The organism is Arthrobacter sp. MDT1-49-2 (assembly GCF_059090185.1).
On record NZ_JBNHFK010000008.1, the window covers coordinates 1 to 26,176 of the forward strand.

Genomic DNA, 26,176 nt, shown 5'->3' on the forward strand with positions numbered 1-26,176 from the left:
CGTCACCGCCAAGGCCGCAACCGGGTACGTCCTGACCCCGGGCGCGACCGCCAAGTGGACCGCAACCTTCAGCAAAGCCCCACTGCCGGCCACCCCGGCACCGGTCATCTTCACCGATAAGAACGGCACCGCCAACGACACCTACACCATCCCCGCCACAACCGGCGTGGAATACCAGGTCGCCGGCAAAACCCGCACCGCAGGAACCTACCCCGGCACCGGCACCGTCACCGTCACCGCCAAGGCCGCAACCGGGTACGTCCTGACCCCGGGCGCGACCGCCAAGTGGACCGCAACCTTCAGCAAAGCCCCACTGCCGGCCACCCCGATCCATTAGCCTCGACGTTACGGTGCTTCCTGTACCGATACAGGTGCTACCCACTGCTGCGACAGGGCCGAAGGTGCTCTGATGCAGCAGTGCACTCCCGCAAGCAGCTGCCGGTAGTGCTATGCGTGTATTTCATCCGGAAGTAGTCGCCGACGCGGCGACAGGGACGGTTATGCAAAACTGGCGCCATGACTGCCGTACGCCCCCTTCCCGCCGTCCTGACCGGACGGTTCGTCCGCCTTGAACCTCTCACGACGGACCTCCTGCCGGACCTGCACCGTGCCATCGCCGTGCCCGAGGTCTTCGCCGGCGGCTACGGCGGCGGGCCGGCAGGACTGCGGCAGGACCTGGGCGCATTCACCGAGTGGGCACTCGCGTTCTACCGGTGGCATGAGCTGCCCTTTGCGGTCCGCCGGCTCGGCGGGAACGGCGAGGGCACCATAGTGGGCACCAGCAGCCTGGCGGACCTCGATTTACCCACCGAGTCGGCACAGCTGGGCTGGACGGCGTACGCGCCGTCCGTCTGGGGCACCGAGGTCAACGCTGAAACCAAACTGCTGCTGCTCGGACACGCCTTTGATTCCGGATTCGGGCGGATCACCATCCAGGCGGATTCCCGCAATGAGCGCTCACGCGCAGCCATCAGCGGTCTTGGTGCCGTTTTGAAGGGATCCGCCGCCGGGACCGGAAGCGTGCCGACGGCAGCTGGCGGGATACCGCCGTGTATTCGGTCCTTTCCGCGGAATGGCCGCAGGTCCGGTCCGGGCTGGAAGACCGGCTGGACCGGTTCGCTGCGGGTCGCGGCACCGGGACCGGCGCCCGGGAGTAGCATTTCGCCCACAGGCATCCCGGCGACGGCGCCGGGAACGGGATGGAACGGGGACAATCGTGGACGCAAACTTTGGGGATTACCAGCTGGGCATCTACATGAACGGCGCCCGGGGCGTGGTCCCTGAACTGCCGATGGGCTTTGCCGCCACGGAGCAGTTGGCCTCCACCGTGATGGACCCGCGGGTCCTGGGCTACGTGGCCGGCGGCGCCGGAGATGAACACACGCAGCGGGCCAATGTCGCCGCCTTCGAACGGTTGGGCATTATGCCGCGGATGCTGGTCGGTGCGGCACGGCGCGACATGGGAATCGACTTGTTTGGCCACCGGATGTCCTCACCCCTGTTCTTCGCCCCCGTGGGCGTGTTGGGGGCGGTGGCGGACGACGGCGACCTGGCCACCGCGGCGTCGTCCGCCGAACTGGGCGTCCCCATGGTTGCCTCCACGCTCGCTTCCGCGCCGCTGGAGCAGGTACGGACAGCCGCCGGAGAGACTCCGGGTTTCTTCCAGCTGTATCCGCCGGCAGACCGCGAACTGGCGGAAAGCCTGGTCCACCGGGCCGAGGCCGCCGGATACACCGGAATCGTGATCACCCTGGACACCTGGGTCAACGGCTGGCGTCCGCGGGACCTCAGCGCCGCATACCTGCCCATGCTCTCCGGCCAGTGCCTGGCCAACTACCTAACCGATGACCGCTTCCGGAAGCTGCTGGCCGAGCAGGGCTCCGCCGACCCCGCGGCAGCAGTGATGCTGTGGGCCTCCCTGTTCGGAAATCCCACCATGACCTGGGAGGATCTGGCCTGGTTCCGCTCCCTGACCTCGCTGCCCATCATCCTCAAGGGCATCTGCTCTCCGGAAGACACCCGCCGGGCGCTGGACGGCGGAATGGACGGCATTTACTGCTCCAACCACGGCGGACGGCAGGCCAACGGCGGGATCCCGGCCATCGACTGCCTGCCCGGTGTGGTGGACGCGGCCGACGGCGCACCGGTGCTTTTCGATTCCGGCGTACGCTCGGGCGTGGATGCCCTCCGTGCGTTGGCACTCGGGGCAACGGCGGTGGGAATCGGCAGGCCCTACGTGTACGGGCTGGCCGTTGGCGGGCAGGCCGGGGTGACGCACACGATGCGCAGCCTGCTGGCAGAGGCGGACCTGACCATGGCGGTCAACGGCTATCCGGATCTGGCTTCGCTGCGGGGAGCCCTGCACCGGATTTAGAGCTGCACCGGCTTTAGGACCCCTCCGGGATCAGGGCGCGGGAACAGGCTGGGGCGCGGGCGGAAAGCCTTCCCTCGGCCACCAGGCGGGAAGAAGGTTCCGCAGCGATCCGAGCCAGGCTTCGGTGTCGTCGTCGTCGCTGATAATCCACTGTTCGAACCAGGAGGCGTAGGCGCCGCCCAGATATCCCGCGGTGGCCTCCAGATCGAGTTCGGGCAGCACACCCTGTGCCTTCCACACGTCCAGGGCCAGCACAAACCGCACCCGCAGGTCCTCGACGAGGACGCCGAGGAACGCCTCGGTGTGGAACAGTGCGCGGTACACCCGCTGCTCGTCCTTGGTGTGCTGCAGGATCTGCCGGATGGAATCGACGTAGAGTTCACCGATTTCGGTGACAGTGCGTCCGGTCCCCCGCTGGTCAAGGTCCACGGTGCCCAGCCGGTCAACGAGTCCGGCGTAGACGGAGGCCGCGAAGTCGAAAATGTTCCGGTGATGCCCGTAGAAGGTGGTGCGGTGCACTCCGGCCACCTTGCAGAGCGCCGAGACGCTGATTTCCGCCAGTTCATGCTCACGCAGGAGTTCCCACAGTCCGGCTTCGAGGGCTTCCCGCGTCCGGGCAGTCCGAGGTTCGCACGGCGAGGGACGCCGTGGCGGCTTGGGGTCTTCCGGTGCAGACATAAAAATAATCTTCGCAGATACACGAAAGGACCCCGCCGAAGCGGAGTCCTTTCATGCCGCGGCGCAGGGGGACGCCGCAAGCTTGTTTGCACAGGCGGCCTTAGTGGTTGGCCAGGCCTGCGCTTTCGCCGCCGTCAACGACAAACACAGCTCCGGTGGAGAAGCTGGAGTCATCTCCGGCGAGGAAGAGAATGGTCCGGGAAACCCCGTCCGCCTCGCCCATGCGGTGCAGGGCGACGTGGTTCATCGGTTGTCCATTACGTTTCCCGTCCGGTTACATCCTGCCCTATTCAACACATGTAGAAGAACTCGGCAGTCCGTAAACCGGGAAATGTGACACAGCCAACAGGTATCAAAGGGTCTGTTCCTGCTGCCGGCGCGGCGGCAGCGGGACAATCGGCGAGGTGTGCTGCACGTACCGGAGGTAATCCGGGTACCTGCTCCGGGAGATGCTCTCGGTAAAAACAGTGGAACCGATGAACAGGAGGGTCAGGAGCACCGGCCCGGCCAGGGTCCAGTGCAGCCACACGCCGGAGGCCGCAACGGCAAACCCATAGAAAAGCCACCACTGGAGCTGCTCGAAGAAGAAATTCGGATGGCGCGAGAACCGGAACAGCCCGGCGCGGACGAACCCCGGCACCGGGGCCCGGCCGGCGGCACGCTCCGCCTTTTTCCACTGCTGGAAGTTCCACTGCTCCTGATCCGCCAGCGTCTCCCCGGCCAGGGCGGCAAGGAAAAGGGCCGCCAGCACCCAATCCCCCGGGGTTAGCGGGCCAGGGTGGCGGTACACGGTCAGCACCGGGAGGGTCATCAGCCAGATGATGGCGTTCTGGTAAATACTGATGAATCCGAGATTGAACAGCTGGAACTGCCAGGGCCGCATCCGCTGCTGCAGTATCCCCCACCGGTAGTCCTCACCGCCCGGCCGGTACCCGCCCTTCCGGGCAAAGTTGAACGTCAGGCGGGCGCCCCATAGCGATACCAGGACCGCCATGAGCACTATCCGCGGTTCGCCGTCGGACGCCCCGGCAAAGACCCAGAGATAAACCACCGGCGTCACTGACCAGATCCGGTCGGTCCATGAGTACTCACGCGTCAGGAGCGAAAAAACCCACGTTCCGGCAGCGGTGGCAAGGAATATCCAGAAGCAGGTGCGAACCGGGTCCATTCTTGTCAGGATACGGACGCCCGTTCAGAAGCGGGAGCCCCTCGGCCGGCAAACGGGATCCACGGCCGGACCCCGCGCCATACCGCCCGCAAATACGCGCTCCCGCACCTGCGTGGGCCTACGATGTCCGGATGGCCACCCTCTTGACCCCGCATGCCCGTTTCCGCGAAAGCTGGCTTGCCGCCGCCGAAGAGTTTGGCGGCGAGCACATGGATGGCTCGGGCGTGTACGGCGGGAACCCGCTCGAGCGGATCCGTTCGGAAATTGCCGCCGACTTCCCCGGCTTTGTCGACGGACTCGTGGCGGAACGGCTGCCGGAAACACCCCGGCCGCAGGAGTTTGTGCCCTGCACTTATCTCTGGCTGGCGGAGAAGGATGAATTCCTGGGGTCCCTGGCCATCCGGCACACGCTGAACGACTTCCTCTTCGAGGAGGGCGGACACATCGGTTACAGCGTGCGCCCCTCGGCCCGGCGGCAGGGACATGCGGTCCGCGCCCTGCATGATGCCCTCCCGATTGCCCGCGAGCTGGGAATTGTCCGCGTGCTGGTCACCTGCGCTGAGGACAACACCGGTTCCCGGACGGTCATCGAGAAAAACGGCGGCGTGTACGAGGACACGCGAAAGGGAGCCCGGCGGTACTGGATCGACCTGCCGTAAGAGGCGCATCCCCGCACCGGCGGCCTGCCCGCCCGGTCATCAGTAGGCTTATGGTTAGTTGTTACACCCGTACGCAGCACCGAAGGGGACGCCATGAGCGAGGAACGCCGCAGGGAAATCGGACAGTCCGATGCCCCCGTTGAGGATGAACTCCATGAGTCCTTCCAAAACACGGTGACGGAAGGCGCGGAGCGGCTCCACCGCACCCTGAGAGCCATTCTGGTGACCGGATTCTTCGGCGGGCTGGAGGTTGGCCTAGGGGTTATGGCCTACCTTGCCGTACTGCACGAAACGGACAACCACCTGCTGGCCGGCATCGCCTTCAGCGTCGGGCTTATCGCCCTGTTTCTTGCACACAGCGAGCTGTTCACCGAGAACTTCCTGATGCCGGTGGCCGCGGTGGCGGCGAAGGAAGGCAGCGCACGGCAACTGGCCAGGCTGTGGGGCGGAACCCTGGTGGCCAACCTTGCCGGCGGCTGGGTCTTTATGTGGATTGTTATGCAGGCATTCCCCCAGTGGGAGAAAACCATCGAGGAGTCGGCCCGGCACTTTACCGATGCCCCGTTTTCACTCCAGACCGTTGCCCTGGCCATCCTCGGCGGCAGCACCATCACCCTCATGAGCCGCATGCAGCAGGGCACCACGTCCGACCCCGCCAAGATTGTGGCCACCGTCATCGGCGGATTCCTGCTCGCCGGCCTGCAGTTGTTCCATTCCATCCTGGACTCCCTGCTGGTTTTCGGCGCCATCCAATCCGGCGCCGGAATCAGTTACCTGCAATGGCTGGGATGGTTCGGATACACCCTGCTGTTCAACATGATCGGCGGGCTGGTGCTGGTGACGGCACTGCGGTTGCTGCGCACCAAGGAACTGCTGGCCGAGCGGCGCAGAAAGGCACCCGAGGACCCGGAAGCCGCCCGGAAAAACACCTAGCGCCCCCGGGGACGCCCGCCGCCCAGCCCGGCCAGCCCCCCGGCTGCGCACAGCCCCGCAGCCAGCGCCGCCGCGAGGGCCGGGTCCCACAGGTCCAGTGCCGCACCGAAACCCGCAGACCCGGCCGCCTGCCCGACAGCGAGGGCAATGAACAGCATGGAGGTGCCCGCCCCGGCATTGCGCGGCCAGACGGACCGCGCCCACAGGATGAGCACGGCCGACATCCCCATATAACCGGCCCCGAAAAGGGACAGGCCGGCGTAGGCCGCCCAGGGACTACCCGTAGCCACAGACAGTCCGACGGCGGCCGTGGCCGCGGCGAGTGAGGCGGCGCAGGCGGCCCATCCAGCCCGGAGGCCCAACTGCCTCACCAGTTTCCCGGTCAGCATGCCAAAGAGACCGCCGATCCCCAGCACGATCCACAGCCAGCCCACCTGCCCGCCGGCCACCACTCCGGCCCGGCTGACCAGCAGCGGGCCAAAGGTCCAGGCCAGGGCAGAGCCGGCACCAACCACGGCCGCGGCCGCAGCGGGAAGACCCAGAAGCTTCCAGGCCGCCGCGTCCGGGGACCGGGCAGGGGTACGGCGGGTCCGCGAGAGCGCCGCAGAATTCCGGACCGGGTACCAGGCCGCCGCGGCGGCCGCGGCACAGATCAGTGCCATCAGCAGCCAGGCGGAACCGACAGTGGGCGCCGCAAAAGCGATGGAACCTGCCCCGATGACCCCTACGGCAGTCCCCGCATTGGCAACAGCCTGCGCCGTCCCTGCGGACCCGGGTTCCGTCACGGCGTCAATGACCGGCACCAGGGCCGGCGAGGCAAAGCCGCCGCCCATGCCGCCAATCAGGACGGCGAGCACGAACATCGCCGGATCCGCAGCCACGGCCACCCCGGCGCAGCCGGCCGTGGCGGTGACTCCGGCAAGCAGTAGTCCTGCACGCGGGTGCCGGTCCACAAGCCGCGCGGCGGCCAGGGCTGCCACGGAATAGGAGATGAACTGTGCAGCCGCAGCCCAACCCAAAGCTCCGACCAGCTCCGGGCGGACGGCAGCCAGCGCGGGGGCAAACAGGCCCACCCCGAACCGCGCCATCCCGTACGTGGCGGCGATGAGGAGCATGCCGGCAACGGCAATCCCGGGACCGGCTGCGGATCGAAGGCGGATCTGGCTCATGGGCACCTACTTAACGATCGTTTCACTGTAACGAACGTTACACTATAGGCATGGCATCTCCCCAGGACACGCAAACCCGCCTCCTCGACTCGGCGGAAAAGCTGTTTTTCCAGAACGGCATCGCCGTTTCGGGCGTGGATTCCGTGGCAGCCGAGGCCGGCGTCTCGGTGGTGACGCTGTACAAACACTTCCAGTCCAAGGACAACCTCCTCCGCGAAGTCCTCGCCCGAAGACTCAACGCCTGGACTGCGCATTGGGAAGCGGCCATAGCTGCCGCCTCCTCACCCACCGACCGCCTGCTCGCCATCTTCGATGCGGTTGAAACCTTCCGTGCGGCCGCCGGTCCCACCCAGTGGTGTTGCTTCCTGGCCACCGCATCCGAGCGCCCGATCCCGGCTCCGGGAACATCCGACCCGGTGCAGGTGCTGGTGGAACAGGACAGCCGGCTGGTCAGTGAAAGGCTCCGGGAACTGGCGCAGGCGGCCGGCTGCCGCCAGCCGGCCGCCACCGCCTCCACCCTCCTGCTGCTCTATAACGGCGTCCTGGCCAGCCTTCTGCGCGGCCTGCCCGCGGACCCGCTGGACAGTGCCCGGTCTGCAGCACGGGCCCTCCTGCGAGCAGAGGCCTAGCACCCGACGCCCCGCGCGGCCTGTATTCGCGGCCGCACACCGTGGCGGAGCCGGGAGCACTTGCCCGGGGAGGATATGCTGGCGGCACAGCGTGGGACCATGCATCCGCAGAGCCCGCGCCTGGGACTTGACTCCTTCTCTATTGCCCGCGGTCCAAGCCGCCACGGCCGTGCCTGAGCGGCCTGTGCAGGTAAGTGCGGTCTTTGGGAGCCCCGCTTCCGAAGCATGCCTACCTGAACAGAGGGACGTCATTTTGAAATTCACTGTCGGCCAGACCCTGGTGTATCCGCACCACGGCGCCGTCACCGTCACAGATATCTCCCCCATGACCATCAAGGGGGTTGAGCGGGAAACCCTCACCTTCCGGGTCCACGCCACGGAGCTCACCATCAAGCTTCCGGCGGAGAACGCCGAAGACGTGGGGGTGCGCAGCGTCATTGACGACGACGGCGTTCAGGCCGTGTTCTCCGTGCTGCGCGGCCCGGCCGGCCTCGAACCGGATAACTGGTCCCGCAGGTTCAAGGCCAATGAAGGCAAAATGAGCACCGGCGAGCTTCACCTCATTGCCGAAGTTGTCCGCGACCTGTGGTCCCGCGAACGGACCCACCCGCTTTCCACCGGTGAAAAACGAATGCTCCTCAAGGCCCGGCAGCTGCTGGTATCCGAACTCGCCCTCGCCCGCCAGGCCACAGCGGAGGACGCCGGCGAACTCCTCGACTCCGTTCTTATGGAGGCCGCCGGGGAGCCGGAGCTGGCCAGCAGCTAACGCCGTCGCGCTTCCCTGCCGCACCGCAATGCAGCAGGGAATGCGGCCGGTGCGGACAGCCCCGGTTCGGCCCCGGCACGGCCGTTTTGGAGCCGGGCATCCCGGCGTTGTATCACGGTGTATATGGGACGGTTCCCTACCCCCCGGGCAGGCAGCCGCCCAACGGATCAAAGAGAACTTCGAGGGCCTTGATGCCTGGGCCCGGAAAGGCGCCCGTGAATTTCCCCTGCACCTGCTTTTACCAGCCCGTGCCCGGAACGGGCCGGCTGGGCATTGAAATATACGATCCGTTCTGCCTGGTGCGCCAGCACCGGGTCGCCGGCTCGACCAACCGGGAACCCACCTATGGGCACGGCCTGCGGTAGTCCGGGCGGCCGCAAAAGCGATGGCTTCCGGCTGGGAGAATCCTTGGAACCCGGTTCAGGGAGATCATGTATTATCTCTTGGACTATGGATGACCCTCCCTCACATAAACCCTTGCCCCTCCCCGTCCTGACCGACGTGCAGTCCGTGTTTACCCCGGCTGCACCGGCTATCACGAGAGAGGGGCAGCCCCATGTATGAATGGCTCATGGTCGGCGTAGGTTTGCTCCTCACCGTCGGCACCGGACTGTTCGTCGCCTCCGAGTTTTCACTCGTCAACCTGGACCGCACGGAGCTTGAAGCCCGGCGTGACCGCGGTGAGAAGCGGCTGAACCCCACAATCAACGCGCTGAAGATCACGTCCACGCATCTTTCCAGCGCCCAGCTCGGCATTACGCTCACCACGCTGCTCACCGGCTACACCTTCGAACCGGCGATCAGCTCCATGCTGAGTTCCCCACTCACCGCCCTGGGTGTTCCCGAGGCCGTAGTGCCGGGCGTCGGCGCGGTGATCGGCATCTTCCTGGCAACCATCTTCTCCATGATCATCGGTGAACTGGTTCCGAAGAACTTTGCTCTGGCCCTCCCTCTGGCCACCGCCAAGCTGGTGGTTCCCTTCCAGACGGTGTTCACCACCGTTTTCAAACCCGTCATTCTGCTGTTCAACAATACGGCCAATGCAATCATCCGGTCCTTCGGCATTGAGCCCAAGGAAGAACTTTCCGGTGCCCGCAGTGCCGAGGAACTCAGTTCCCTCGTGCGCCGCTCCGCCCTGGAAGGCCTGCTGGATCTGGACCACGCGGTGCTCCTGAACCGCACCCTGCGGTTCGCTGACCATTGCGCCGCCGACGTCATGACCCCCCGTGTCCGGATGAAAACGGTCCACGAAGCGGATACCGCTGAGCAGGTCGTGGCCGTGGCTGTCTCCACCGGGTATTCCCGCTTCCCGGTCATCGGGCGGGATTCCGATGACATCCTGGGTGTCCTGCACGTCAAGCAGGCGTTCGCCGTGCCCCTGGCCGCCCGCGGCTCGGTGACCGCTGCCGAGTTGATGGTCGAACCGATGCACGTACCCGAGTCCATGGGCGTGGATACCCTGCTGGGACTGCTGCGGGCCCAGGGCCTGCAGGTGGCCATTGTCTCCGACGAGCACGGCGGAACCGCCGGCATCGTCACCCTCGAAGACCTCGTGGAGGAAATCGTGGGCGAACTGGAAGACGAGCATGACCGCGCCCGGGTGGGGGTGGTCCGCACCGGCCGCGCCATCACCTTTGACGCCGCCCTGCGGCCCGACGAACTCCTGGACCGTACCGGCGTAGCCGTTCCGGACGGCGAGGAATATGACACCATTGCCGGTTTTGTCACCGATGAACTGGACCGCATTCCGGAACTGGGTGACGAGGTGGAGATCAACGGCGGCACGCTCCGGGTGGAGCGTGTGGTGCGCAACCACATCGAACGCCTCCGGTTCACGCCCTCCGGCTCCTCGGAGGCACCGAAGAGCGCCCATGACCGCATTGTTGACTCTCTGACCAAGGAACTGACCCATGAGTGAATACCTGCCCGGAATCATCTGGCTCGTAGTGCTGCTGGCGGTCAACGCGTTTTTTGTCGGTGCTGAATTTGCGGTGATCTCGGCCCGGCGGTCACAGATTGAGCCGAAGGCCGAAGCCGGAAGCAAGGCCGCGAAAACCACGCTGTGGGCCATGGAGCACGCCACGCTGATGCTGGCCACGGCCCAGCTCGGTATTACCGTTTGCTCGCTGGTCATCCTGAATGTCTCCGAGCCGGCCATCCACCATCTGCTCGAGATACCGCTGGCACTGACTCCGCTGTCTCCGGACGCCATTGGGGTCATTGCCTTCATCGTGGCCCTGCTGCTGGTGACCTTCCTGCACGTGGTGGTGGGCGAAATGGTGCCGAAGAATATTTCCTTCTCCGTGCCCACCCGCGCCGCCCTGCTGCTGGCGCCGCCGCTGGTGATGGTCTCCCGTATTGTGCGTCCCGTGATCTGGTCCCTGAACGGGATAGCCAACGGCGTGCTGCGCCTGTTCAAGGTGGAGCCCAAGGACGAGGCGACCAGTTCCTACACCCTGGATGAAGTGGCCACCATTGTCGAGCAGTCCACCCGCGAGGGTGTCCTGACCGACCGCAGCGGAACACTGACGGCCGCCTTCGAATTCACGGAGAAGAGCGTGGCCGACGTCGAGGTTCCCATTGCCCAGATGGTGCTGCTGCCGGAGACCGCCTCACCGGCGGACCTGCAGCAGGCCGTGGACATCCACGGCTATTCGCGGTACATCCTCACCAACGAGGCCGGGGATCCTGACGGTTACCTGCATCTGAAGGATGTTATGGACCTGACGTCGCCGGATGAGTTCACCGCACCCGTTCCGGCCAAGCGCATCCGCCGCCTGGCCTCTGCCTACCGGGAAAGCGAACTGGAGGATGCCCTGGCCACCATGCGCCGCACCGGCGCCCATGTGGCCCGGGTCTTCGACGCCGAGGGCAACACCACCGGTGTGCTGTTCCTTGAGGACATCATCGAAGAGCTGGTGGGTGAAGTCCAGGACGCCACCACCGTCTAGGGCTTATCGCTTCCGCCTCCACCATGGCCGCCGCCGCTCCTCTTCAGGGGCGGCGGCTGTGTTCTGCGCGGCCGCCGCCTTCCTCTCCCGCCAGCGCTGCAGCTCGACGTCAATGTCCCGGGTGGGGGTGATGACCGGCGGGCCGCCCTCGAGCTGGCGCCGTGCCTCGATTACCCGGGCATTAAAGTCCTCAAGGATTTCGCGCACCTGCTTCTCGCTCCACCGGGTGTCCAATCTGGCATCCAGTTCCGCATCTTCGGTGCGCAGCACGATGGCCCGGGGCCCCAGCCCGGTGACGTTCTCCCGCTGAAGCAGCCCCTTGATCCACCAGTCGGGATCATGGGCGTCCCCCAGCCCGGGAATGGGTTTGCCGGCATACTTCAGGTTGTCGAACTCGCCGCGGGCCATCGCGTCACGGACGAGGTAATCGGCGCGGGCGGCGTCGTCGAACTGCCTCCGCTTGTGCTGCAGTTCCTCTTCCTCTGCCGCAGCCTTGGCCTCTTCGGCGTCGAGTTCCCCGCCGGAAGCGGCAGCCCGTAGCCGGGCCGCGCGTTCCATTCGACGCCGATACTGCTCAACTCCCCTGCCGTCCATGCCCGGCCACCGCCTTACCTGCCTTGCTTTCCATCCGCCTCCACCAGTATTCCCGCCCTTTGTAACAGCCTGCAACGCGCTCCGGGCTTCAGTTCCGCAGCCGCCGGAGAGCTGCACCAATGGCAGCGGCCAGGCCTGCCCCGGCAAGCAGCCACGGGCCGCCCACGAGGAGGGGGTCGATCCACTGATGGTTGGTGTCCGCCCGTTTCCTGCCGGCGCGGGACGCGTACCCGTGGCGGGAGAATTCACTGACCACCCCGGTTTCGGTGATCGGGTTGTCCGGACGCAGGGTCAGGAAGGACGCCAGATGGCTTTCCACGGCATCCACCCGGTCCGCTGCCAGCAGGAGCAGCCAGTGCGCGGCCCGGGCCTCGCTGTACCGGCTGTAGGCGTACCTGCGCATCACTCCCGACAGCCCCTTGGGCGGGCAGGACGTGCCGAACACCGGAGTGAGGAATTTGTGCTCCATGGACCGTTCCCGCGGGTATTTCTCCTCCTGGCGCTCCGGGAACTCCCAGTGGGCGCCGCTGAGCGTGGGGTCGAACTGCAGTTTGGGAACCGCGGGACGGTCCTTCGGGTCCAGGTCCGCCCCCCATCCCGGGATCCGGGCACGCAGCTCTTCGCTGCTGGGGGTCAGGGCAGGCTTTTGCGGTGTATAGGCCATAGCAGTGTCCTTCCTTCTACGAGCCGGGGATGATGACGGGCTTGATGCAGTTATCGAGCTTCGCGGAGAACATGTGGTACCCCTCCGCGATGTGCTCCAGCGGGATCCGGTGGGTGATGATCTCGTGGGGTTTCAGGTACCCCGCGCGGATATGTTCGAACAATCGCGGCCACTGCCGCTTCATCGGCGCCTGGTTCATGTTCAGGGTCAGGCCCTTATTCATCGCATCACCGAACTTCACGGCGCTGAACATCGGGCCATAAGCGCCCATCACGGAGACGGTCCCCGCTTTGCGGACGGAGTCGATGGCCCAGTTCAAGGCCACCGGGGAGCCTCCCTGCAGCTTGAACTTGGTGCCGGTGACGTGCTGCAAGAAATTACCGTCTGCCTCTGCCCCCACCGCGTCAATGGCGACGTCGGCGCCCAGATGGTCGGTGATTTTCTTCATGTGCACCACGATGTCCTGGTGTTCGGTGAAGTTGTAGGTCTCAGCGTGGGCGAAGGTGCGCGCCTTTTCGAGGCGGTAGTCCAGATGGTCTATCACGATGACGCGGCCGGCCCCCATCAGCCAGGAGGACTTGGCAGCGTAGAGGCCCACGGGTCCCGCGCCGAAGACCACCACGGTGTCACCCTCGACAATGTCTCCGAGCTGGGCGCCGAAGTATCCGGTCGCCAGGGCATCGGTGCACATCAGCGCATCCTCTTCGTCCATCCAGTCGGGGATCACGGAGGGCCCGACGTCGGCAAACGGAACGCGCACGTACTCGGCCTGGCCGCCGTCGTACCCGCCGGTGGTGTGCGAGTAACCGTACAGGCTGCCGACGGCGGTCGCGTTCGGGTTCACGTTGTGGCAGTTCGAGTACATCCCGCGGGCACAGAAATAACAGGAACCGCAGTAGATGTTGGCGGGGACCATCACCCGGTCCCCCACTTTCAGGTTCTGCACCGAGGGTCCCACCTCTTCCACCACCCCGATGAATTCGTGGCCGAAGGTGTGCCCGATCCGGGTGTCCGGCATCAGCCCGTGATAAAGGTGAAGGTCGGATCCGCAGATCGCAGCCAGGGTGACCCTGATGATGGCATCATTCGGATGCTCTATGGGCGGGCGGTCCTTTTCCTCTACCCGCACCTTGTAGGGTCCTCGGTACACCATCGCTCGCACAGGCCTGCCTCCTCGTCTCCGCCGGATGTCGGTAAGGGATGGGAGCCGCCTGATCCTGCGCGGCGGGACCCTCACCCCAAGCCCCTTAACCATAAGCAGACTTATTAACTTTGCAAACGGTGGAGAGGGTGCGCAGCGGTGAAGATAGTACTCCGGATTGGCAGGATGGCGAGGTGTTCGGACCACCTTCAGAGAGAGCTTCCGGGGACTGTGGACACCGCCCGTTCACTGGGGAAGACTTCCATCCCGGGATGAGCTGCAAAAGGCCGTTCCGGACGGGGTGGTCCAGCGCAGGCAGTACCGCGAGCAGAACAGAGTGGAACCCAGAGTTGTCCCGCAAGACAGCACCGAAAGGATGGCTATGAGCCAGCCAACCACACTCCGCACCCCGTTCCGTTCCGCCCCCAATCTGGTGTGGTGGAACCTGTCCGTAGAAGCCGGCGGTTTTGAGCTGGCAGATCGCATTATCGGGGAGCTGGTGACTCCCCTTGTCGCACAGGCTCGCAGATGGGGGGCCCAGCGATGGTTCTATACCCGGCGAATGCAGCCCGCGAATGCCCAGGTGCGGCTGCGTGTCCTCGCTCCGTCCGAAACCGTGGACCGGCTCAAACCGCTGCTGGGGGCATTGCAGGAACAGGCGGGGGATCCGGTGCGCAGCATGCCGGTGGAGCACGAGTTCAGCGAGCCGGTTCTGGACCGCACCATCGGCACCGATCCGCTGCTGCCCTGGGTCGAAGCCGACCTGGCACGGTACGGCGGAGTGGAGGGCCTCAACCTCGCAGAAGAGGTCTTCGAACTGTCCTCCGACCTGTGCCTGTGGGCAACCGCCAGGTTCCCCAAGGCGCAAAACCGATCCGCGCTGGCCTCCCTGCTGCTCTTCGATTCCTGCTACGCGATGATGAAGGGGCCACGTGCTTCCACCTGGCCGGATAGGCGCCGGGTGTCCTGGGAGTATTACTGGGACAGCCATCTGCACAGCTGCACCGCATCGGATCCCCGCGCCGCCGGCGTGCAGAAAGCCACCGGCGCCCAGGCCAACGCCCAGTTGATGCCTGTCCACCGCCTGATGATGGCCACCGCGTCCGAATCGGCAGTAACGAACTGGCGCCGGCGCTGGCTGCGGGCCATCGACACCTATTTGTACCGGGCGGACAAGGCCGGGGCGAGCCGCAGCGCCCAGCACCTCACCGCCTACCAGGCGCATGGATTGCTCAACCGGCTCGGGTTCACGCTCCGGCAGGAAGCCCTGATCGGTGTGTATGCCAGGACCTGGAGCCGGGAGAAGGAAACGGAGCTCACGGACACCCTGTGACCCCGCAGGTCGCCGCCGTCGAACAGGACCGTCGGCGATAGACTCGCATCATGAAACTTGCCCCGCAGCAGCATTCGGTTGCAGCCGAACTGCAGCAGTTGATCCTGCAGACCGGATCGGTGGAGTACTTCCTTGAGGCGTTTGCGTCCCACGCCGCTGAACTCTTCAGCACCGACGCAGACATCCTCGTGGCAGTGACCCTGCTGCGCCATAAGCAGGGAGCCACTGTCGCCAGCAGCAGCGAGCCTGCCCGGGTCCTGGACGAGGTCCAATACGGCTACGGGGACGGCCCGTGCCTGCGTGCGGCCCGGACGGGAAAAACGGTGCTGATAGAGGATGTGGGCACGGATCCGCGCTGGCCGGAATACGCTGACGCTATTCGCGACCGCGGTTTCCATTCGATCCTCGGTGTGCCGCTGGTCCTCGGAAACGACGGCGGCGCCGGGTTGAACCTCTATGCCCCCGAGCCGGCATACTTCACGCCCGAGCGAATCGCCGCAGCAGAGGCCTTTGCCAGCGAGGCCAGCTCTGCGCTGGCGCTGGCTGTCGAGATTGCCCGGCACAAGAGCACGGCGGAGCACCTCCGTGCGGCCATGGAAGCGCGCACCACCATTGACCTGGCAGTGGGCATTGTCATGGCCCAGAACAAGTGCAGCCAGGACGCCGCCTTCGAGATCCTGCGGCGGGCCTCCAGCAACCGGAACGCGAAGCTGCGGGACCTCGCGGACCGTGTGGTGCGGTCAATTACCTCGGAGTCCGTGGATACGCATTTCGTGGAATAAGCGCATGCGCCGAGGACGCATTCACTCGACGGTTTGGGCGTCCAATTCGATGAACGCCCAGTCGGGTTCGTTCAAAATGGGATCCATGACCGGCCCGCCCGCCTCGGCGATCCGGTCCTGCACCTTAGGCGGCAGACCGTCCTGGCGGAGATTGTGCCTCAGCCAATCCTTGGCCGAACCGTCCAGATACGGCCACCATCGCTCGATTCGGATAGGTTCCACAGCAGCCCCCTTCAGCGTCGCGTAAAACCACGGTGACACTGGCGTGCAGGCGGCGCAAGAGGGCACCGCAAGAGCAGCGACGGGAGAGACGGCTCAACGGAGAGAGCCCTGATTCCGGTGCGCCCGGAGGTACCGGAACCCCTAGTCGCGCACGGTGATGGACTCAACCGCGGCGAGGGCATCTTCGGCCAGTGCCGGCGGGATCGGCGCACTCTTCGCGGCATCCGCGGAGGCAGCCTGCCCCTCCTCGCCAACCACGTACTCACCGAAGGCCTTGACGCGTTCCACCAGGGCGGTGTCGTCGTAGGAGCTGCAGTAGATCTGGTAGGACACCAGGACCAGCGGGTAGGCGCCGGGCTCGGTGGTCTTCCGGTCCAGATGCAGTGCAATATCGTGCTCGCTGCGCCCCGGCACACGGGTGGACTGTTCGACGGCGGTACTGGCCGCTTCGGCGCTGATGGGGACGAATTCCTCCCCGACCAGCAGGTTGACGGTGCCCATGGATTCGTCAATCACTGAATCGTCCGCATAGGTCACCGCGCCTTCGGTCCGCGTGACGGTGCTGACCACACCAGAGTTGCCCTGTGCGTTCTCACCCTCCAGGCCTCCGGGCCAGGTTCCCGACGGCGCATCCGGCCAGGCATCGGGTGCCACCTCGTGGAGGTACTCAGTGAAGTTTTCCGTGGTGCCCGAATCGTCGGCACGGCTCACCGGGGTGATGCGGGTGCCCGGCAAGGAAACCCCGGGGTTCAGGGCAGCAATGGCCGGATCATCCCAGGTTTCGATGCTGCCGCGGAAAATGGCCGCGATGGTCGCCGCGTCCAGGTTCAGCGAGTCGAATCCGGGGAGATTAAACGCCACGGCAATCGGTGAAATGTAGGCGGGGATATCCAGGGCACCGTCGGGGCCGCAGACTTCCCTGGCCGCATCCATCTCCTCTTCCTGCAGGTACGCGTCTGACCCGGCGAAATCCACGGCGCCTGCCAGCAGCGCGCTGCGGCCGGCACCTGATCCGTCCGGCGAGTACTGCAGTTGCACCTTCGGGTGCAGCGTCCCGAAACCGGCGATCCACGCGTCCATGGCCGGGCCCTGGGCGCTCGACCCGGCGCCGGACAGCACGCCGCTGAGGGTCGAGTTGCTGTTTTCGGCGGCCTCACGCTGGGCATCGCCGAGAGGATAATCGGATCCGCAGGCGGTGAGGACAAGTGATGCCAGCACCACCGTGGCCAGGGAACGGGCGGAACGGATTGGGCGCAATGGGTTTCCTTCCGGGAAAGCTGCAGCGGCGTCCAACGCCGGTGGGGGTGAGGGCCGGTCTGACGGCCGCTCTTTCAAGGCTAGCTTCCTTTTGGCCGCCCCCGCCAACCGAAACCGGCGCCGGGCCTTGAGGGCGCCGGCACAGGCTGTCACGATTGAGCGCACCGGCGGAGGTCACCGTCCCGGCGCGGCAGTGCCGAACGGCTCTGCCCGCGCAATGCCAAGGGAGCTTCCGTGCTGATTGTCGCAGCCATCCTTGCCGTGGTCGCCGCTGCTGTGGCCTTCTACCTTTTTATGCTCGAATCCCTGAGATGGACGGATCCCGGCACCGTTGCGATCTTCCAGCTTCGGGGTTCCAGCTCCGCGGCGGCTACGGCACAGCTGGCCTACAACCTGGGTTTCCATAACCTGTTCCTCGCCGTCGGGGCATGCCTGGGCGTGGTGCTGCTGATCGCGGGCAACGCGGTGGCGGGCCTGACCCTCATGACCTTCACCACGGCGTGCATGCTGCTGGCCGCCGTCGTCCTGGTGCTCAGCGACCGCAGGCTCGGCCGGCTGGCTGTGGTGCAGGGCGGTCCGGCATGTGTTGCGTTGGTTTTCTGCCTGCTGGGCGCCTAACCGACGGACTTCGCGGCACCCCCGGCATTCCCGACGGCGGGAACATACGCCGCGGCGGTCCAGAGGTGGAACAGGGCATAGGAGCGCCAGGGACGCCAGGGCTGCGACAGCCGGGCGGCCTCCCGTCCCGTGCCGACACCCAGCGCACGCTTAAGCACCAGGTCATCCGCCGGGTAGGCGTCACGGTCCCCGAGAGCACGGACGGCCAGATAGTCAGCAGTCCAGGGGCCGATCCCCGGCAGTGCGAGCAGTCCCCTGCGTGCCGCATCCCTGTCGGCGCCGGGGTGCAGTGCCAGACCGTCCGCCGCAGCCCGGGCCAGCGCGGATACCGTGCGCGCGCGGGCGTGGGTGATCCGCACTGCAGCCTGGATATCCCCCTCAGGCACACAGGCCAGGGCGTTCGGCGTCGGGAAAGTGCTGAATCCGGCCGGACCGGGGCTGCCGAAGGCGGCAACCAGGCGCGCACCGAAGGTCCGCGCCGCGGCAAGGGAGACCTGCTGCCCCAGGACCGTCAGGACGGCCGTCTCGAATCCGTCTGTGGTGCCGGGAACCCGCAGCCCGGGATGGCGCCTCACCAGTGGTTCCAGGAGGTCAAAGCCGGCGAGGAACGGGTCAATTCCGCTGTGATCCGCCTCCAGATCCAACCAGGCCCGGACCCTGGCGGTCAGCTCGGCGTCCTGTGTGTCCGGCAGGTGCGGGCGGGTCAGCAGCACTACGTCCGGGCCGAGATGGATGGTGATCTCCACGGGACCGGAAGGCAGCACCAGGAGCCGTTCCAGAGCCGCGCCGTCGCGTCCGTGCGTGACCCTTTCCAGCCCGGGCACGGCGTGGGCAGCGAGCGCGTTGGCCAGGGGCTTCCACGCCAGCGGGCCGCGGTAGGCCAGGGAATCCTGCCGCACCGCACCGGCGCCGGCGGGGGCACCCGGCAGGGCACCGCCGAGCGCACCGGAGAGGGCGCCGCCCGGGGTCATCCGCTGAGGCCGGTCATGCGGAGGGTGATGTTGATCCGGCCGGTGGCCAGCCCGCCTGCCGGGTCCGCGGTGCCGGCATGGGTGCGGGGTACCCCGTGGTAGGCAAAGCGTGAGGGACCGCCGAACACGAACAGGTCCCCGCCCTCCAGTTCAAGATCCGTGTAGGGGCGGTTGCGGGTCTCGGGGTTGCCGAAGCGGAACACGCAGGTGTCGCCGATGCTGATGGAGACCACGGGGGCACTGGACTTCTCGTCCTTGTCCTGGTGCATGCCCATGTGGGCTCCCTCGGCGTAGTAGTTAATCAGCGCCGTGTCCGGCGTGTAGTTCTCGGGCCGGTAATCCTCCCGGTCATAGCCGCCGTCCGGCCGGCGGTACGCCGCACGCAGCGCATCGCGTCCCAGTTCCACCAGCCACCGGGGCACTTCCGCGACACGTCCGCCACCGACGTCGTCGGCGGTCCGCGTGTACTTGTACGGCTGCCAGTGCCAGCCCAGGCACACGGTCTGGACGGACATGGGGTGCCCGCCGGGCAGCACCGCCGAGCGCATGGGTACCGGGCCCACGGCCCACTGCCGGCAGGCGGCCACTATCTCGCGCTGCCGCTGCGCGGGCAGCCATCCGGGAACGTGCACTGCGCCCACGGCCGGTTCGGACCGTTCGCGGGGAAAGAGGGAGGTGCTCATGCTGCTGCTTCCAGATCGAGGAGTGTCTTTTTCGCCGCCGGTCCTCCGCGGTACCCGCCGGTAGTTCCGTCCGAGCGCAGGACCCGGTGGCAGGGAATCACCAGCGGCAGCGGATTGCGGCCACAGGCGGTGCCTACCGCCCGCACGGCACCGGGGTTGCCGGTCAGTGCCGCGATGCCTGCGTAGGTCACCGTGTGTCCGTAGCCGATCCCCTGCAGTGCCTGGACCACGGTGCGCCGGTATCCGGAGGTCAGGCGCAGGTCCAGGTCCAGGTCGAAGCTGCGCCGGGCGCCGTCGAAATACTCCTGCAGCTGTGCCACGGGAACAGCCAGCCGCTCCGGGGCCTCCAGAATCCGCGGGCTGATCCGGTCGCTGAGCGCCTGCAGCACCTCGTCGACCCCCTCGCATTCGAAGGCAACCCGAACCAGGCCTGCGTCCGTCGCGGCCAGGATCAGCCTGCCCACCGGGCTGTCCATGACCGTATAGGCAAGGTCCAGAACTCCGGCGGACCCGGCCTCGGCGGCCAGGCGGGAATGCAGCCGGGCCAGGACCGCACCGTCCGGCTCATCGGCGTCCAGGGCAGCCAGGAGGCCCGCATCGGATAGATCAAAGGAATTCATAGCGGTCCTCCCTGTACAGCGTCCGTAGTTTCTTCATGCCGTCTGCCGCCGAGCGACGGCACGCCGCTTCGGTGCCGCCCAGCAGCAGGGCCACCTCGGCATACGGCAGTCCGGCCAGATGATGGTAGGCCAGCGCCTCGCGCTGGCGGACGGGCAGGGTTTTCAGCGCCTGCCACAATCCGTCCGTCCCTGCGGCAGCGACGGACGGAGGCGGCTCGGGCAGCTGGGCCACCGGCAGCGGATTCCGGGTTGCGGCCCGGTGCTGGTCGATCGCCTTCCGTTTGGCAATGGTGACCAGCCAGGCCTGGACGTTGGCGCCCTCGGGCAGGGCCGGCCAGGCGCGCAGTGCGGCCAGGAATGTTTCCGACCAGGCATCTTCGGCATCCTGCGGACCCAGCACGGCACGACAGACCCGCAGCACGGCCGGGCCGTGCTCCTGCACAATCTGCTCAAAGGGTTTCACTTCCACATACGGTAGACGGTTTTGGGGAAAGGTTCGTGAGCCGGCCCGGCAGAAAAAGCTCGGCACCGGCAGTGCACTGTGGCTAGACTGCCCACAACGTCGCTAGATCAAAGGAGATCACCATGGCCAACCTCGCCGGCATCCTCGCCGACACCGCCGCCCGCGTTCCGGATCGGACTGTCCTCAAACTTGATGAGACCGTAGTCTCGTACGCGGCTTTGGACGCCATGAGCGCAAAAGTGGCAGGGGTCCTGGCCGCCCGGGGCGTGGTTCCCGGCGACCGCGTGGCGCTGGTCATGCCGAACATCCCGCAGATGCCCTTTATCTACTACGGCGCGCTGCGGTACGGAGCCGTAGTGGTGCCCATGAATCCGCTGTTGAAAGCCCGCGAGATCACCTACCACCTGCAGGATTCCGGAGCCCGGATTGTGTTCGCCTGGGAAGGGGTGGCCGACGAGGTGATGGCCGGAGCCAAGGATGCCGGGAACGTGGACGTGGTCTCCGTGGACTCGGTTCAGTTCCTGCAGCTGCTGGCTGCCGCGGATTCCCGGCCGGAGGTTGCGGACGTGGACGAGGAAGACATCGCGGTGATCCTCTACACGTCCGGCACCACCGGCCGCCCCAAGGGTGCGGCGCTGACCCACCGGAACCTGCTGAGTAACGCCAAGGTGTCACGCTCGCTGCTGGACACCCTCGAGACAGACGTCATTTTCGGCGGCCTGCCGTTCTTCCACGTGTTCGGCCAGACCGCCGCCCTCAATTCCGCCGTCATGGCCGGGGCATCCATCAGCCTGCTCCCCCGGTTTGATGCCGGCAAGGCACTGCAGATCATCGAGCGCGACGGTGTGACCATATTCGAGGGTGTCCCCACCATGTACGTGGGGATGCTGCGCCATCCGGACGTGAAAACCACCGATCTGTCCTCGCTGCGCGGCGCCATTACCGGCGGCTCCGCCATGCCGCTGGAGATCCTGCACGAGTTCGAGGAAGTCTTCGGAACCGACATGCTGGAGGGCTACGGACTCTCCGAAACCTCACCGATTGTTTCCTTCAACCTTCCCGGCGGCGGGCGGAAGGCAGGGTCCATCGGCCGGGTAGTTGACGGGATGGAGGTGCGGATACTGGATCCGGAGGGCAAGGACGTGCCCACCGGCGAGATCGGGGAGCTCTCCATCCGCGGCGAAGGCGTGATGAAGGGGTACTGGCATAACGATGACGCCACGGCTGCCGCCATTCCGGACGGCTGGTTCCGCAGCGGGGACCTCGCCCGCCTCGACGAGGAGGGCAACATTTACATTGTGGACCGCAAAAAGGACATGATTCTGCGCGGCGGTTACAACGTGTACCCCCGCGAGGTCGAGGAGGTGCTCTACGGACACCCGGCGGTAGCCGAAGCGGCCGTGATCGGTGTCCCCGATGACCTGCATGGCGAGGAAATCGTGGCGGTTATCGGCCTCCGCGAAGAATCCCGTCCCGATAATGACGCCGCCCGGGAACAGCTGGTCACGGAGATCGCACAGTTCGCCAAGGACCGTTTGGCGGCCTATAAGTATCCGCGCCGGATCCAACTGACCGATGCCCTGCCCAAGGGGCCCACGGGCAAGATCCTGAAGCGGGAAATAACGGTGGATCCGGTGGAAGCGCCGCTGGTAGGTGAGGCCCCGGGCGCCTGAGCCGCGGGAGCCGGCGTCGGCCCGCGCTTAGGCGTAGGGCTCGACGTCGGCCGCTGCCTCGCCGGGAAGGCCCGCCGGCTCATCGGACCGGACCAGCACCACCCCGGCCACAATCAGTGCTCCGCCCGCCAGCTGCACCGGCTGCGGAAGCTCCGCCAGCAGCAGCCACGCCCACAGCACGGCGAAGAGCACTTCCGTCAGGGACACGAAGGACGCCACGCGTGAGCCCAGGGCACGGGCGGCGATGATGCCGGTGACGTAGGCCAGGACGGTGGAGAACAGGACCAGGCCGGCCACCGGCACCCACCACGGCGTCCGCCAGCCGGCAAGATCCACGTCGGCGGAGCTGAACCCCAGCGGCAGGATGCCGGTGAGTCCCAGTACCGCCATGGTGGCCCCGCCCACCAGCATGCCTCCGGTGGCCAGCACCAGCGGCGGCAGGGAATCGTTCTGCTTGGCGGTAATGAAGAAATACATGGCGAGGCAGACGGCAGCCGCCAGGCCCCACAGCACCCCGACCGGATCGATCCGGGTGCTGCCGCCGAGGTCCAGCACCAAAACCAGCCCGGCGACTGCGGCCAGGGCCCCCAGCACCGTCCGCAGGCCGGGCCGGCGCCGCGTGGCTGCCCAGATCCAGAGCACCATCAGTACGGGAGCCAAAAACTCCAGCAGCAGCGCCACTCCCACGGAAAGACGCTCCACAGCGTTGAAGTAGAAGAACTGGCATCCGGCCACACCGATAAAGCCGAAAAGGGCGATGGTCCGCCAGTTGTCCCGCACCTGGTGCCACCGGCCGCGAAGCGCGATGGCGGCGGGCAGCGCGAGTACCAGAGCCGCCCCAAGCATCCGGACGGCGACGGCGCCGGTGCTGGTCCATCCGGTCTCCAGCAGCGACTTGGCGAATGACCCGGACAGGCCGAACACCGCCGAGGATGCGAGGGCCACCAGGATTCCCCCGGCCCCGGCCTGAGCCGCTATCGGACCGGCCGCCGTCCGCCCTCGTCCCACGTTTCTCCTAGGTCCGGGGCGCCGTGGGCACCGAGGCGGGCATTACCAACCAGACGCTACCCGGAGCCCGCGGCAGGATCAACAGGTCCTCCCCGGGTCCGCCCGCCTACCCTTGCCATCTCCCTGCGGGGCGGCTATTCTCTCGAGTGCCTCCCGATGTGACCTATGTCATTAACACTTTTCGGCGCGGGAACCACGGCGGGCAGGAGTTATTCGGTACTATCACTGGCTTTTTTAATCAGTCCACTGAGTAAAACCCGGCTACGAACAGTTTCCGCATCACTCGCAGTATTCATTGGCAGTTCACAGTCTTGTCCCCTCCGCACTTCCTGCACCGCTCCAGAGCGCGCAGAGCCCGGAGGCCAACGTCTATGGGGGAAAATTCCATGCAGGAAAGTCCACGCCCGCTCTACGCACGGGCAGGTGCCCTTGGCGCCGCCGCCCTTTTGGCGGTGAGCGGCGCCTTTATCGCCGGACCGGCGATGGCAACCACGGGGGAAACCCCGCAGCCGGCCGCCACGGAGGCTCCGGCCGTTCCGGCCGCTGAAGGAACCGAAACGCCGGTTGAAGACGGCGCGGCTACACTGGCCCCGGGTCTGGGCGAAGCACTCCAGCGGGACCTCGGCATGACGGTCGAGGAATTCCTGGCAGCGGGTGAGCTCGGCAAGAAGGCCTCCGACGCACTTGACCGGCTCAAGGCCACCGAAGGCTTTGTCAGCATCGAGCTGGTCGACGGCGCCCTGGTGATCACCGGCAGCGGCGAGGACCTGCAGGCCCTGGCCACCGAACTGGACGCCACTGTGGTGGAGCCCGCCGCACCGGCCACCGAAGCACCGGCGGAAGAAGCGCCGGCGGAGGAAGCACCGGCCCCCGAGGCAACACCGGAGCAGACCGAAGCTCCGACTGAAGACGCCACTGATGCCCCCGCAGAGGAAGCCGCCGCACCCCTGAAGCGGGCCTCCGACCTGCGGAGCCTCCTGAAGGATTACGCCGACACCACCGGTGCCGCCGACAAGCTGCAGTCCGTTTCGGGTAACGCCGGTGCCGGTTTTGTACTGACCGTCGGCGAGCCTGCCACGGAATTCAAGGGTGCCCAGGCCCGCGCCGCAGCCGCACCCATGACGGCCGAGGAATTCGCCGCAACGTACGAAAACGTCACCGTCACGGACCCGCAGGGTTTGCCGGAGAAGTTCGCCGAAACCGATATCCCTAACGGCTCGGGTTACCTCTTCGAAGCCGGCGACGGCCTGGCAGCCGCCTGCTCCATCGGTTTCAGCGGCTTCAACGCCGCCGGCGAGGACGCCGTCATCAGTGCCGGGCACTGTGCACAGGGAGCCGGCGGCCCGCTCACCATCCTTGAGCACGCCGACTACGATCTGGGCATGTTCGGCACGTACTCCTTCGACGGCACTGAAGCCAACCCGGGCACGGACATCTCCGTGATCGACAGCATCAACCCCGAACTGACCCTGCTGCCGGAAACCCTGCAGTGGGCGAATGCAGAGGACCTTGAAGCCACCACCGTGAAGGTCACCGGGTCCACCGCCCCCGTGGCCGGTGCACCGATCTGCAAGTCCGGCCGTACCTCTTTCTGGACCTGCGGAACCATCATCAGCTCCGATGCCCTCTTCAACGCCGAAGGCACTTGGACTGAAGGTTTCCAGGCACAGCTGGACGCCGCTCCCGGAGACTCCGGCGGCAGCATGATCTCCGGCAGCCTGGCCGTTGGCCTCATCAGCGCCGGCGTCCCCGGATCCGGCAAGGTCTACGGCGTGGACCTGGCCCGCTCCATGGCGGCCATTCCCGGCTACACCGTGGCGGTCCACCTCGCTGCTCCGGCACTGACCAGCCCCGCGGACGGTGGCACGGTGGAAACCGATGCCGCTATCACCGGAACGGCTCCGGCCGGCAGCACCGTCAAGCTCACGCTCAACGGTGAAGAGTCCGAAACCACCGCCGGCGCGGACGGGACCTGGTCCACCAAGGCTCCTACGCTGGTTCCCGAGGGCGAAAAGCTGGAAATCACAGCCCAGGCCGTGAGCGGTTTCAACAAGTCGACTGTCAGCGAGTTCGAACTGACCGTCAAGGAAGCACCGTTGCCGCTTCCGGTGTTCACCACTCCCGCCACGGTCCTGAACTCCGTGAGCAGCATTGAAGGCACCGGCGTGGCCGGGGCCACGGTGTCGGTTTCCATCCCGGATGACCAGGTGGAGAACTTCGCCACCCGCACCGTCGAGGTGAATGAAGACGGCAACTGGGCCTACACGCTCGAAGAGCCGCTGAGCTACGGCGTGTACGACGTCACTGCCCGGCAGGGCGGCATTGACGGCAAGGAAGATTCCGGAACTGCGGAGCTGACGCTGACGGTGGCCCCGGAGGCACCCGTCATCACCAACCCGGCCGATGGTTCGGAGTTCACGCAGAGCGAGCTCCCCGACACCATGACCGGCACGGCCAAGGCCGGCGCCCTGGTGCTGGTCAGCTTCAACGGCCAGCCCGCAGTGGAACTGCAGGCTGACGACAACGGCAACTGGTCCGCCCCCATCGGCGACCTGGCTGTCGACAGCCACAGCGTGGAGGTCACGCAGGTGTACCAGGGCGCGCCGTCTGCCGCCGCCACGGTTTCCTTCGTTGTCAACGCGGATCCGGCGCCTGTGGCACCGGTCGCTCCGGCAGGCAACCCGGGAACGGGCGGACTGCCCGACACCGGTGCTTCCAACATCGCGCTGCTGGCCGGAGGCGGAGCCACCCTGCTCGCCGCCGGTGCTGCGGCAGTGCTCTACACCAAGCGCCGCCGGGAACTCGTGGACGCATAAGGGC

General features: G+C 66.5%; 27 protein-coding genes and 1 pseudogene. 14 read left to right on the plus strand and 14 right to left on the minus strand.

Translation table 11 applies throughout. The annotated features are described in order from the left end of the window. From AC5RTS_RS11750 to AC5RTS_RS11760, 3 genes and pseudogenes are all read left to right on the plus strand, one after another. Positions 1-337: pseudogene (locus AC5RTS_RS11750) on the plus strand (hypothetical protein); the annotation flags it as partial. 179 nt (positions 338-516) lie between these two features. Beyond that, positions 517-1,284: a GNAT family N-acetyltransferase gene (locus AC5RTS_RS11755; RefSeq protein ID WP_493992206.1), complete on the plus strand. Its 768-nt coding sequence runs from the start codon at positions 517-519 to the stop codon at positions 1,282-1,284. After that, positions 1,217-2,374, plus strand: coding sequence for an alpha-hydroxy-acid oxidizing protein (locus tag AC5RTS_RS11760; protein ID WP_493992207.1), 1,158 nt, complete (start codon positions 1,217-1,219; stop codon positions 2,372-2,374). The genes AC5RTS_RS11755 and AC5RTS_RS11760 overlap by 68 nt, the downstream gene beginning before the upstream one ends. A gap of 30 nt (positions 2,375-2,404) precedes the next feature. Here the strand turns inward: AC5RTS_RS11760 and AC5RTS_RS11765 are convergent, their stop codons facing one another. From AC5RTS_RS11765 to AC5RTS_RS11775, 3 genes are all read right to left on the minus strand, one after another. Beyond that, positions 2,405-3,052 (minus strand): TetR/AcrR family transcriptional regulator, encoded by a 648-nt coding sequence (locus tag AC5RTS_RS11765; RefSeq protein WP_493992208.1) that lies wholly within the window; start codon positions 3,050-3,052, stop codon positions 2,405-2,407. Positions 3,053-3,152: 100 nt separating this feature from the next. Beyond that, positions 3,153-3,299 (minus strand): SDR family oxidoreductase, encoded by a 147-nt coding sequence (locus tag AC5RTS_RS11770; RefSeq protein ID WP_493992209.1) that lies wholly within the window; start codon positions 3,297-3,299, stop codon positions 3,153-3,155. Between the two features lie 105 nt (positions 3,300-3,404). After that, complete coding sequence (locus AC5RTS_RS11775) at positions 3,405-4,220, minus strand: DUF1295 domain-containing protein (RefSeq protein WP_493992210.1); 816 nt, start codon at positions 4,218-4,220, stop codon at positions 3,405-3,407. A gap of 131 nt (positions 4,221-4,351) precedes the next feature. Between AC5RTS_RS11775 and AC5RTS_RS11780 the strand changes: the two genes are divergently transcribed. Further along, positions 4,352-4,879 (plus strand): GNAT family N-acetyltransferase, encoded by a 528-nt coding sequence (locus AC5RTS_RS11780; protein ID WP_493992211.1) that lies wholly within the window; start codon positions 4,352-4,354, stop codon positions 4,877-4,879. Between the two features lie 93 nt (positions 4,880-4,972). After that, a complete protein-coding gene (locus AC5RTS_RS11785; protein WP_493992212.1) occupies positions 4,973-5,812 on the plus strand; it encodes a formate/nitrite transporter family protein in 840 nt (279 codons plus the stop codon). Here AC5RTS_RS11785 and AC5RTS_RS11790 read toward each other — a convergent pair. Next, positions 5,809-6,981, minus strand: coding sequence for an MFS transporter (locus tag AC5RTS_RS11790; protein WP_493992213.1), 1,173 nt, complete (start codon positions 6,979-6,981; stop codon positions 5,809-5,811). The two genes, AC5RTS_RS11785 and AC5RTS_RS11790, sit on opposite strands and share 4 nt — an antisense overlap. Positions 6,982-7,031: 50 nt before the next feature. Here AC5RTS_RS11790 and AC5RTS_RS11795 point away from each other — a divergent pair, with 50 nt between their 5' ends. From AC5RTS_RS11795 to AC5RTS_RS11810, 4 genes are all read left to right on the plus strand, one after another. Further along, positions 7,032-7,610 carry a TetR/AcrR family transcriptional regulator gene (locus AC5RTS_RS11795; protein ID WP_493992214.1) on the plus strand — a complete coding sequence of 193 codons (579 nt, stop codon included), beginning with the start codon at positions 7,032-7,034 and terminating at the stop codon, positions 7,608-7,610. Positions 7,611-7,863: 253 nt separating this feature from the next. Continuing rightward, positions 7,864-8,376, plus strand: coding sequence for a CarD family transcriptional regulator (locus tag AC5RTS_RS11800; RefSeq protein WP_493992215.1), 513 nt, complete (start codon positions 7,864-7,866; stop codon positions 8,374-8,376). 556 nt (positions 8,377-8,932) lie between these two features. Continuing rightward, complete coding sequence (locus AC5RTS_RS11805; protein WP_493992216.1) at positions 8,933-10,294, plus strand: hemolysin family protein; 1,362 nt, start codon at positions 8,933-8,935, stop codon at positions 10,292-10,294. Continuing rightward, on the plus strand, positions 10,287-11,327 hold the full coding sequence (locus tag AC5RTS_RS11810; protein ID WP_493992217.1) for a hemolysin family protein: 1,041 nt from the start codon (positions 10,287-10,289) through the stop codon (positions 11,325-11,327). Before AC5RTS_RS11805 ends, AC5RTS_RS11810 begins: the two co-directional genes overlap by 8 nt. A gap of 3 nt (positions 11,328-11,330) precedes the next feature. On the opposite strand, the gene AC5RTS_RS11815 is transcribed toward AC5RTS_RS11810, so the two are convergent. The 3 genes from AC5RTS_RS11815 to AC5RTS_RS11825 form a co-directional block, all read right to left on the minus strand. Beyond that, entirely contained in the window at positions 11,331-11,921 is a 591-nt protein-coding gene (locus AC5RTS_RS11815) for a DnaJ family domain-containing protein (protein WP_493992218.1), read from the minus strand. 88 nt (positions 11,922-12,009) lie between these two features. Continuing rightward, positions 12,010-12,585, minus strand: a complete 576-nt coding sequence (locus AC5RTS_RS11820; RefSeq protein ID WP_493992219.1) for a hypothetical protein — start codon at positions 12,583-12,585, stop codon at positions 12,010-12,012. A 16-nt stretch (positions 12,586-12,601) separates the two neighbouring features. After that, on the minus strand, positions 12,602-13,747 hold the full coding sequence (locus AC5RTS_RS11825; protein WP_493992220.1) for a zinc-dependent alcohol dehydrogenase: 1,146 nt from the start codon (positions 13,745-13,747) through the stop codon (positions 12,602-12,604). A gap of 361 nt (positions 13,748-14,108) precedes the next feature. Here AC5RTS_RS11825 and AC5RTS_RS11830 point away from each other — a divergent pair, with 361 nt between their 5' ends. Both AC5RTS_RS11830 and AC5RTS_RS11835 read left to right on the plus strand, forming a co-directional pair. After that, a complete protein-coding gene (locus AC5RTS_RS11830; protein WP_493992221.1) occupies positions 14,109-15,059 on the plus strand; it encodes a lantibiotic dehydratase C-terminal domain-containing protein in 951 nt (316 codons plus the stop codon). A gap of 50 nt (positions 15,060-15,109) precedes the next feature. Further along, the gene (locus tag AC5RTS_RS11835) at positions 15,110-15,841 is read left to right on the plus strand and encodes a GAF and ANTAR domain-containing protein (RefSeq protein WP_493992222.1); all 732 of its coding nucleotides are present in this window, start codon (positions 15,110-15,112) and stop codon (positions 15,839-15,841) included. Between the two features lie 21 nt (positions 15,842-15,862). Here AC5RTS_RS11835 and AC5RTS_RS11840 read toward each other — a convergent pair whose 3' ends face one another. Then, the gene (locus AC5RTS_RS11840; protein ID WP_493992223.1) at positions 15,863-16,063 is read right to left on the minus strand and encodes a hypothetical protein; all 201 of its coding nucleotides are present in this window, start codon (positions 16,061-16,063) and stop codon (positions 15,863-15,865) included. A 141-nt stretch (positions 16,064-16,204) separates the two neighbouring features. Then, positions 16,205-17,320 carry a phosphate ABC transporter substrate-binding protein PstS gene (pstS, locus tag AC5RTS_RS11845; RefSeq protein WP_493992224.1) on the minus strand — a complete coding sequence of 372 codons (1,116 nt, stop codon included), beginning with the start codon at positions 17,318-17,320 and terminating at the stop codon, positions 16,205-16,207. A 234-nt stretch (positions 17,321-17,554) separates the two neighbouring features. Here pstS and AC5RTS_RS11850 point away from each other — a divergent pair, with 234 nt between their 5' ends. Next, the gene (locus AC5RTS_RS11850) at positions 17,555-17,938 is read left to right on the plus strand and encodes a DUF1304 domain-containing protein (RefSeq protein ID WP_493992225.1); all 384 of its coding nucleotides are present in this window, start codon (positions 17,555-17,557) and stop codon (positions 17,936-17,938) included. Here AC5RTS_RS11850 and AC5RTS_RS11855 read toward each other — a convergent pair. The 4 genes from AC5RTS_RS11855 to AC5RTS_RS11870 are packed head-to-tail and all read right to left on the minus strand — an operon-like array spanning position 17,935 to position 20,675. Continuing rightward, positions 17,935-18,909: a DNA-3-methyladenine glycosylase family protein gene (locus tag AC5RTS_RS11855; RefSeq protein ID WP_493992226.1), complete on the minus strand. Its 975-nt coding sequence runs from the start codon at positions 18,907-18,909 to the stop codon at positions 17,935-17,937. The two genes, AC5RTS_RS11850 and AC5RTS_RS11855, sit on opposite strands and share 4 nt — an antisense overlap. Beyond that, positions 18,906-19,592 carry an alpha-ketoglutarate-dependent dioxygenase AlkB family protein gene (locus AC5RTS_RS11860; protein ID WP_493992227.1) on the minus strand — a complete coding sequence of 229 codons (687 nt, stop codon included), beginning with the start codon at positions 19,590-19,592 and terminating at the stop codon, positions 18,906-18,908. The genes AC5RTS_RS11855 and AC5RTS_RS11860 overlap by 4 nt, the downstream gene beginning before the upstream one ends. Next, entirely contained in the window at positions 19,589-20,212 is a 624-nt protein-coding gene (locus AC5RTS_RS11865; protein WP_493992228.1) for a methylated-DNA--[protein]-cysteine S-methyltransferase, read from the minus strand. The genes AC5RTS_RS11860 and AC5RTS_RS11865 overlap by 4 nt, the downstream gene beginning before the upstream one ends. Beyond that, a complete protein-coding gene (locus tag AC5RTS_RS11870; RefSeq protein ID WP_493992229.1) occupies positions 20,199-20,675 on the minus strand; it encodes an RNA polymerase sigma factor in 477 nt (158 codons plus the stop codon). The genes AC5RTS_RS11865 and AC5RTS_RS11870 overlap by 14 nt, the downstream gene beginning before the upstream one ends. A 122-nt stretch (positions 20,676-20,797) precedes the next feature. Here AC5RTS_RS11870 and AC5RTS_RS11875 point away from each other — a divergent pair, with 122 nt between their 5' ends. Further along, a complete protein-coding gene (locus AC5RTS_RS11875; protein WP_493992230.1) occupies positions 20,798-22,348 on the plus strand; it encodes a long-chain-fatty-acid--CoA ligase in 1,551 nt (516 codons plus the stop codon). Between the two features lie 27 nt (positions 22,349-22,375). Here AC5RTS_RS11875 and AC5RTS_RS11880 read toward each other — a convergent pair whose 3' ends face one another. Then, positions 22,376-23,356: an EamA family transporter gene (locus tag AC5RTS_RS11880; RefSeq protein WP_493992231.1), complete on the minus strand. Its 981-nt coding sequence runs from the start codon at positions 23,354-23,356 to the stop codon at positions 22,376-22,378. Positions 23,357-23,742: 386 nt separating this feature from the next. On the opposite strand from AC5RTS_RS11880, the gene AC5RTS_RS11885 reads away from it, so the two are divergent. After that, entirely contained in the window at positions 23,743-26,172 is a 2,430-nt protein-coding gene (locus AC5RTS_RS11885) for a trypsin-like serine protease (RefSeq protein WP_493992232.1), read from the plus strand. Positions 26,173-26,176: the final 4 nt, after the last annotated feature.

Bases quoted from the DNA above. Each gene is read 5' to 3' on its own strand.
- AC5RTS_RS11835 (WP_493992222.1), top strand. From the start codon at position 15,110: ATGAAACTTGCCCCGCAGCAGCATTCGGTTGCAGCCGAACTGCAGCAG.
- AC5RTS_RS11795 (WP_493992214.1), top strand. From the start codon at position 7,032: ATGGCATCTCCCCAGGACACGCAAACCCGCCTCCTCGACTCGGCGGAA.
- AC5RTS_RS11785 (WP_493992212.1), top strand. From the start codon at position 4,973: ATGAGCGAGGAACGCCGCAGGGAAATCGGACAGTCCGATGCCCCCGTT.
- AC5RTS_RS11815 (WP_493992218.1), bottom strand. From the start codon at position 11,921: ATGGACGGCAGGGGAGTTGAGCAGTATCGGCGTCGAATGGAACGCGCG.
- AC5RTS_RS11780 (WP_493992211.1), top strand. From the start codon at position 4,352: ATGGCCACCCTCTTGACCCCGCATGCCCGTTTCCGCGAAAGCTGGCTT.
- AC5RTS_RS11790 (WP_493992213.1), bottom strand. From the start codon at position 6,981: ATGAGCCAGATCCGCCTTCGATCCGCAGCCGGTCCCGGGATTGCCGTT.
- AC5RTS_RS11770 (WP_493992209.1), bottom strand. From the start codon at position 3,299: ATGAACCACGTCGCCCTGCACCGCATGGGCGAGGCGGACGGGGTTTCC.
- AC5RTS_RS11810 (WP_493992217.1), top strand. From the start codon at position 10,287: ATGAGTGAATACCTGCCCGGAATCATCTGGCTCGTAGTGCTGCTGGCG.
- AC5RTS_RS11765 (WP_493992208.1), bottom strand. From the start codon at position 3,052: ATGTCTGCACCGGAAGACCCCAAGCCGCCACGGCGTCCCTCGCCGTGC.
- AC5RTS_RS11885 (WP_493992232.1), top strand. From the start codon at position 23,743: ATGCAGGAAAGTCCACGCCCGCTCTACGCACGGGCAGGTGCCCTTGGC.
- AC5RTS_RS11775 (WP_493992210.1), bottom strand. From the start codon at position 4,220: ATGGACCCGGTTCGCACCTGCTTCTGGATATTCCTTGCCACCGCTGCC.
- AC5RTS_RS11805 (WP_493992216.1), top strand. From the start codon at position 8,933: ATGTATGAATGGCTCATGGTCGGCGTAGGTTTGCTCCTCACCGTCGGC.
- AC5RTS_RS11865 (WP_493992228.1), bottom strand. From the start codon at position 20,212: ATGAATTCCTTTGATCTATCCGATGCGGGCCTCCTGGCTGCCCTGGAC.
- AC5RTS_RS11875 (WP_493992230.1), top strand. From the start codon at position 20,798: ATGGCCAACCTCGCCGGCATCCTCGCCGACACCGCCGCCCGCGTTCCG.
- AC5RTS_RS11860 (WP_493992227.1), bottom strand. From the start codon at position 19,592: ATGAGCACCTCCCTCTTTCCCCGCGAACGGTCCGAACCGGCCGTGGGC.
- AC5RTS_RS11830 (WP_493992221.1), top strand. From the start codon at position 14,109: ATGAGCCAGCCAACCACACTCCGCACCCCGTTCCGTTCCGCCCCCAAT.
- AC5RTS_RS11855 (WP_493992226.1), bottom strand. From the start codon at position 18,909: ATGACCCCGGGCGGCGCCCTCTCCGGTGCGCTCGGCGGTGCCCTGCCG.
- AC5RTS_RS11755 (WP_493992206.1), top strand. From the start codon at position 517: ATGACTGCCGTACGCCCCCTTCCCGCCGTCCTGACCGGACGGTTCGTC.
- AC5RTS_RS11820 (WP_493992219.1), bottom strand. From the start codon at position 12,585: ATGGCCTATACACCGCAAAAGCCTGCCCTGACCCCCAGCAGCGAAGAG.